Genomic DNA, 6713 nt, shown 5'->3' on the forward strand with positions numbered 1-6713 from the left:
AGTGGGCGCAGTGGCGCGAGCAGATCGGTGACGACGAGAACTTCGTGCCCGTCGCCCCCCAGGAATCCGGCGAACCGGCAGCACCCGAGGAGACCGGAGAGACTCGCAGGGGCAGCGGACCCGCCGGTCCCCGGGAGCCCGCCGGGTCCGGGACGGGCAGGCCCGGCCCTGCCCGGCGGGTCATCGACGAGCTGCGGGGCTACCTCGACGCACCGCCACCGCTCGGGCGCATACGGTCGGCCTTCGCGCCGGACGGCGCCCGTACGCTGCGGGCGGACGGCCCGGGCTGGTCGCTGGTCGCCAGGACCGATGACATGGCCTTCGTACTCCTCGACGACCAGCCGGGTGATGTGGTGCCGATCGGCCGGGGCCCGTCCCTGCCCGCACTGCTGGAGGCCCTGGAGAAACTGGCGGTTCGCCCGGCCTGACGGACCCGGTCCCCCGCCTCAGGCTCCGCGCATCAGCCTCTGTGGCAGGACACAGCAGGCCGTACATGTCCGTCCTCCGCGCGGATGCGGTGCACACCCGCCCGGGGGCCTGGGGCAGGGGGCCGGGTCAGAGGCCCGGGCCGGGGGCCCGGCTCAGCGGCCGATCTCCTTACGAGTGATCCTCCGCAGCCTCCTGCGCTGACTGGGGTCGAGCAGCAGATACGCCACGACGGGCACACCGATCAGGACCAGCAGTCCCGGAAGGAATCCGATCAGCATCATCAGGATGATGCCGGCGACCACGCCGCCGACGGCGATCATTGCGGGCTTGGACATCAACGCCTCCTCAGCGGCTGATGCCGCTCTCTGTCTGTGGAACGCACGGGCGGGCCCCGCGGTTCCGCTCCGTTCCGCTACGACGCGCGCAGCGGCTCCCCGACCTCGTGCATATGCGCCAGCGCCTGGCGGTACGAGTCGATCAGGGACGTCTGGGCGTACGGCATCCCCAGCGACTCGCAGTGCTCGCGCACCAGCGGCTGGGCGCGCCGCAGGTGGGGCCTGGGCATGCTCGGGAAGAGGTGGTGCTCGATCTGGTAGTTCAGACCACCGAGGAACCAGTCGGTGAGCACTCCGCCGCGTACGTTGCGCGAGGTCAGCACCTGGCGCTGCAGATGCCCCCAGCGCTCACCGTCGGAGTCGGGCATCTCCATGCCCTTGTGGTTCGGCGCGAAGGTCATTCCGAGGTGCAGTCCGAACAGCGCGTGATGCACCAGGGCGAAGACGAGGGCCTTGCCCGGGGACATGACCGTCAGCAGGAGTGCGGCGTATCCGGCCAGGTGCAGCAGGAGCAGCAGGCCCTCGACGGTGCGCTCGCGGCCCGGCTGACGGCACCCGTCGTGCTCCTCGCGCGACAGCACGGTACGGAAGCCGTAGATCTTCAGGGCGATGCCCTCGAGCAGCAGCAGGGGGAAGAAGAGCCGCGCCTGGTTGCGGGTGAGCCAGCGGGACAGCCCCTCCCGTTCGGCGGCCTGCTTCTGGGTCCAGACCATGACGCCGACACCCACATCGGGGTCCTTTTCGACGTGGTTGGGGTTGGCGTGGTGACGGTTGTGCTTGTCGTTCCACCAGCCGTAGCTCATACCGAGCAGCAGGTTGCTGTGGAAGAAGCCGACGGCCCGGCTGACCCTGCGGTCACCGGATATCTGCGCGTGCCCGGCGTCGTGTCCGAAGAAGGCGGTGCGCGACCAGAGGACGGCCAGCGGGAGTGCCAGCAGGAGGGTCCACCAGGAGTCACCGACCAGGACCATGCCGGCGATCGTCGCGGCGAGAGCCAGCAGGTTGGTGCTCGCGCTGAGGATGTACCAGCCGGGGCGCCGCTCCAGGAGCCCGTGTGCCTTCACCGCCCTCAGGAGGGGGGCAAAGTCGCTGCCCGTCTTCTGCTCGGGTTCCACGAGCAGTGAGGCGGTCTGTGGCATATCGGTCTCCGGTCTGTTGGCCCATGCGCTGACCTCATGAAACGTATGGTTTCGGGACTGCGGGGGGCCATGGCGCCACCACCCGGCCCGGGCAGGGGGGCAGCCCCCTGCCGGAGAGGTGGTGCTACCTCCACCGTGCGCCGCAGCAGGCCGAGCCGCACAGTGACGGCGTCACCGGCGGTCCTCTGATGAGGTACCCTCGGCGATCCCGGCCCACAGTAGTCAAATTTGAGGAATGCGCTATCGCTGTGCAAGGACTCCCCACGGCAACGCTCTCCGAGATCGCCCGACTCTCCCGCTGCTCCGCGGTCTTTCTGCCTGCGGATCCGGCACGTACCGGAAGGGTCGCCTTCTGGCACCCCGATGGCAGCGAGCCGCCCACGAGCCCCGGCTCCATCGAGGAGCTGCTCGTCGTCGGCGGCGACACACGCCCGCACTCCGTACAGGCGACTGTGCTGACCGTACAGGAAGCCCTGCCCGTCCTGAGCCGTGGCCGGGGCGCCGCACACGCGTCAGCGGCTGTCACTTTCTGGGGGGCGGCAGCGTTGCTCGCTCTCCAACTCGCCGCCCGCGGGCGGCTGCTGCCGGGTATCAGCCCCGCGGGCCACGAGGCGTGGCGGGCAGGACCGCTCGACGCCGCCGACCTGGCACGCGTACAGGAGCTCGCAGCGTCCATGCCGCCCACCGCGCACGCCGTGCCCCTGGACCCGGCGGCGGACCCCGTACAGCTGCCCGCGCAGGGCGAGTTGGTACGCGCGTTCCTGGACGCCGTGGCGGACGGCCTGCCGCGGACGCCCGCCGCGGCCTTCGCTGCGGGTGGTCCCGCGTTCGCCGCCGCCGAACCCATGGAACTGCCCGGACAGCACAGCTGGGCCGCCGATGTAGCGGCAGGTCAGGACGCCGGTGTCCGCATCTCCCTGCGGGTGGAGGTGTCAGGGCTGTCCGCAGCGGACACGGCGGACGGGCCGGCCTTCCGGGCCGTCCTGCAGATGCACGGGGTCAGCGACCCGTCCCTCACCGCTGACGCCGCGGACGTCTGGTCGGGCTCGGCACCCGGCTTCGGGCCGCGGGCGCGGCTGGACGCCCTGCTCGCCCTGCGCAGGGCTGCCCGCGCCTGGGCGCCGCTCGCACCCCTGCTGTCGGCCGCCGTCCCCGACGCGGTCGAACTGGCCGACGATGAGGTCGCCGAACTGCTCGGCGAAGCGTCGCGGGCGCTGTCCGCCGGAGGGGTACGGGTCCACTGGCCGCGGGAGTTCTCCCGTACGTTGACGGCGCGGGCCGTCATCGGCGCGGACGACGACGGCCCGGGAGCCGCGAGCGAGGCCGCCGGTTCAGCCGGCTCCGCACATGCGGCCGAGAAGCCCGCTTCGGACCTGCCGTCCGTGCTGTCGGCCGACACCCTGCTGGCCTTCAACTGGCGCTTCACGCTGGGCGATCAGCAGCTGAGCCGCGCCGAGATCGACCAGCTCGCCGAGGCGAGCAGACCGGCTGTGCGGCTCCGCGACCGGTGGGTGCTCGTCGACCCGGAGGAGATCCGGCGCGCCCGCGAGACCCGCGACGCGCCGGGGCGCGCGATGGCCAGGATCGAGGCGCTGGGAGCGGCGCTCACCGGCACCGCGGAGATGGCCGGGCGGCAGGTGGAGGTCACCGCGACCGGCCCGCTGGCGCGCCTGCGCGACCACCTCGGTGACCCGGAGGGCACCGGGCAGCAGACGATCGGGCAGCCGGCCGGACTCGAAGCGGCCCTGCGCGACTACCAGTTGCGCGGGCTGAACTGGCTGCACCGGATGACCTCGCTCGGGCTCGGCGGCTGCCTCGCCGACGACATGGGACTCGGCAAGACCATCACTCTCATCGCCCTGCATCTGCACCGGCAGAGCGAGAAGGAGTCGGCGGGCCCCACCCTGGTGGTCTGCCCGGCCTCCCTGATGGGCAACTGGCAGCGCGAGATCGAGAAGTTCGCGCCCGGCACCCCCGTACGCCGCTTCCACGGGGCGGCGCGGAGCCTGGAGCACCTGGCCGACGGGGAGTTCGTCCTCACCACCTACGGCACCATGCGGCTGGACGCCGGGCGGCTGGCCGGAGCCCCGTGGGGGCTGGTCGTCGCCGACGAGGCACAGCACGTGAAGAATCCGTACTCCGCCACCGCACGGCAGCTGCGGACCATCAGCACCCGCGCCCGGGTCGCGCTCACCGGCACCCCGGTGGAGAACAACCTGTCCGAGCTGTGGGCGATCCTCGACTGGACCACACCCGGGCTGCTGGGCCGGCTGGGCGGCTTCCGGACGCGCTACGCCCAGGCTGTCGAGGGCGGAAAGGACCCGGCAGCCGCCGAGCGGCTCTCCCGGCTGGTCGCGCCGTTCCTGCTGCGCAGGCGCAAGTCCGACCCGGGCATCGCGCCCGAGCTGCCGCCGAAGACGGAGACCGACCGTGCGGTGGCGCTCACCAGGGAGCAGACCGGTCTGTACGAGGCCGTGGTGCGGGAGACACTCGCGGAGATCGCCTCCGCCGACGGGATCACCCGCCGTGGTCTCGTGGTCAGACTGCTCACGGCGCTGAAGCAGATCTGCAACCACCCCGCGCAGTACCTCAAGGAGGAACAGCCCCTCATCGAGGGGCGCTCGGGGAAGGTGGAGCTGCTGGACGAACTGCTCGACACGATCCTGGCCGAGGGTGCGGGCGTGCTCGTCTTCACCCAGTACGTGCAGATGGCCCGGCTCATCGAGCAGCATCTGGCGGCCCGCGGAGTGTCCACCCTGCTGTTGCACGGCGGGACGCCGGTCGCCCGGCGCCAGGAGATGGTGGACCGGTTCCAGGCCGGTGAAGTGCCGGTCTTCCTGCTGTCGTTGAAGGCCGCCGGCACCGGCCTCAACCTCACCAGGGCCGGACATGTGGTGCACTTCGACCGCTGGTGGAACCCGGCCGTCGAGGCCCAGGCCACCGACCGCGCGTACCGCATCGGCCAGACCCAGCCGGTCCAGGTGCACCGGCTGATCGCCGAGGGGACCATCGAGGACCGGATCGCCGAGATGCTCGACCGCAAACGCGAACTGGCCGACGCGGTGCTCGGCGCGGGCGAGGCCGCGCTCACCGGGATGACCGACGCCGAACTGGCGGATCTGGTGGAACTGCGAGGGAGTGGACGATGAGCGGTACCGATACGCCGGAGCGCACCTTCGCGGCCCTGGCACCGGCCGCGGGCCGCGCTTTCGCCGGCACCTGGTGGGGCCGCGCCTGGCTCAAGGCGCTGGAGGACACGGCTCTCGACGGGCAGCAGCTCAAGAAGGGCCGCCGGTACGCCCGTCAGGGCGCCGTCGGCGCGGTGTCGGTGCGGCCGGGCCGGATCACCGCCGTCGTGCAGGACCCCGACTCCTCGCGGTACCGGGGTGATGTCCTGCTGCAGCAGCTGAGTGACCAGGAGTGGGACCGGTTCCTCGGCATGGCGGTCGAGAGCGCGGGTCACATCGCGGCGCTGCTCGACCGGGAGATGCCACCGCATCTGGTGGAGGACGCGGCTGCCGCCGGACTGGATCTGCTGCCGGGGCCGGGTGATCTGGAGCCGGAGTGCTCCTGCGACGCCTGGGACCACTGCCCGCACACGGCCGCGCTCTGCTACCAGGTGGCCCGTCTCCTCGACGAGGACCCGTTCGTGCTGCTGCTGATGCGCGGGCGGGGCGAGCGGGAGTTGCTGGACGAGTTGCAGCGGCGCAGCGCGGGTCAGGCGGCCGGGCAGGAGAGCGCCGGGGCGCACGGAGAGGGCCGTGAGCCCGGGGGCGTACGGGCCGACGAGGCGTTCGCTGCCGTGGGCACACTGCCGCCGCTGCCCGCGCCGCCGCCGCTCCCGGACGTACCGGGTCGGCCACCCTCCCTCGACACGGAGGCCGGTCCCGCGCCGGGTCTGGACCCCGGCGCACTGGAGTTCCTCGCCGCCGACGCGGCCCGCAGGGCGGCGGCGCTGCTGGCCGAAGCGCTCGCCACGGACCATGAACACAGCCCGCTGGAGGCGGGGTTGACGCCGGAGCAGGACGCCGTACGGCTGGCCGCATCGGCCACGGACGTGCGTATATCGGAGCGTCTCGCCGCGGGCTCGGGCCGGACGCGTGCCGAACTCGACCTCGCTGTCCGGGCCTGGCGCTGCGGCGGCGCCGCGGCGCTGTCCGTACTGGAGGAACGGTGGACGCCGGGCCCGGATGAGCTGGCGCGGGCACACGCCCAGCTCGACCGGGCGTGGGAGCGTGGGGCCGGTCCGCGGTTCGATACGGCGGGCGACCGCTGGACCGTGGTGGGTGCGGGAGCCCAGCTGCGGTACGGGCGCGACGGCCGCTGGTGGCCCTACCGCGAGGAGGGGGGCCGCTGGGTCCCCGCCGGGCCCGCCGATCCGGATCCGGCGGCCGCGCTGGCGACGGTGACCGACGGCGAGTGACCAGGCAGCCCGCAGACGACGGCGTCTCCCGTTCCGGCGGAAGGCGCCGTCCCACTACCTGTTTCGTCATGGTGCCTGACAAATTAGTATCCAGGGCGCCGCCGGAAAGCCGCCCGGCGCCCGGCCCTCAGAGCGGAGCAGACCGATGACAGCACCCGAAGGCCCTCTGGTCATCGGAGTGGACTCCTCCACCCAGTCGACCAAGGCGCTGGTCGTCGACTCCGCGACCGGCGATGTCGTCGCGCACGGCCAGGCCCCGCACACGGTCACCGGCAGCGACGGCGCCCGCGAGAGCGACCCCGAGCAGTGGTGGCTGGCCCTCACCGACGCGCTCCAGCAGTGCGGGCCCGCCGCGGGCCGCGCCGCCGCCATCTCGGTCGGCGGCCA

5 protein-coding genes and 1 pseudogene are annotated in these 6713 nt (G+C 72.7%); 4 read left to right on the plus strand and 2 right to left on the minus strand.

Annotated features, from left to right (window positions below):
• Positions 1-428 (plus strand): annotated as a pseudogene (locus tag G3I19_RS37845) (hypothetical protein); the annotation flags it as partial.
• Between the two features lie 153 nt (positions 429-581).
• Here G3I19_RS37845 and G3I19_RS33115 read toward each other — a convergent pair.
• Complete coding sequence (locus G3I19_RS33115) at positions 582-764, minus strand: hypothetical protein (RefSeq protein ID WP_164267413.1); 183 nt, start codon at positions 762-764, stop codon at positions 582-584.
• A gap of 77 nt (positions 765-841) precedes the next feature.
• Positions 842-1903 (minus strand): acyl-CoA desaturase, encoded by a 1062-nt coding sequence (locus G3I19_RS33120; protein WP_164267414.1) that lies wholly within the window; start codon positions 1901-1903, stop codon positions 842-844.
• Positions 1904-2151: 248 nt separating this feature from the next.
• Here G3I19_RS33120 and G3I19_RS33125 point away from each other — a divergent pair, with 248 nt between their 5' ends.
• From G3I19_RS33125 to G3I19_RS33135, 3 genes are all read left to right on the plus strand, one after another.
• Positions 2152-5052: a DEAD/DEAH box helicase gene (locus G3I19_RS33125; protein ID WP_164267415.1), complete on the plus strand. Its 2901-nt coding sequence runs from the start codon at positions 2152-2154 to the stop codon at positions 5050-5052.
• Positions 5049-6326, plus strand: a complete 1278-nt coding sequence (locus G3I19_RS33130) for an SWF or SNF family helicase (protein ID WP_164267416.1) — start codon at positions 5049-5051, stop codon at positions 6324-6326. Before G3I19_RS33125 ends, G3I19_RS33130 begins: the two co-directional genes overlap by 4 nt.
• Positions 6327-6471: 145 nt before the next feature.
• A partial coding sequence (locus tag G3I19_RS33135; protein WP_275402797.1) for an FGGY family carbohydrate kinase occupies positions 6472-6713 on the plus strand: 242 nt, incomplete at its 3' end.

The sequence above is a fragment of the Streptomyces sp. SID10853 genome (assembly GCF_010548145.1).
Lineage (GTDB): Bacteria > Actinomycetota > Actinomycetes > Streptomycetales > Streptomycetaceae > Streptomyces.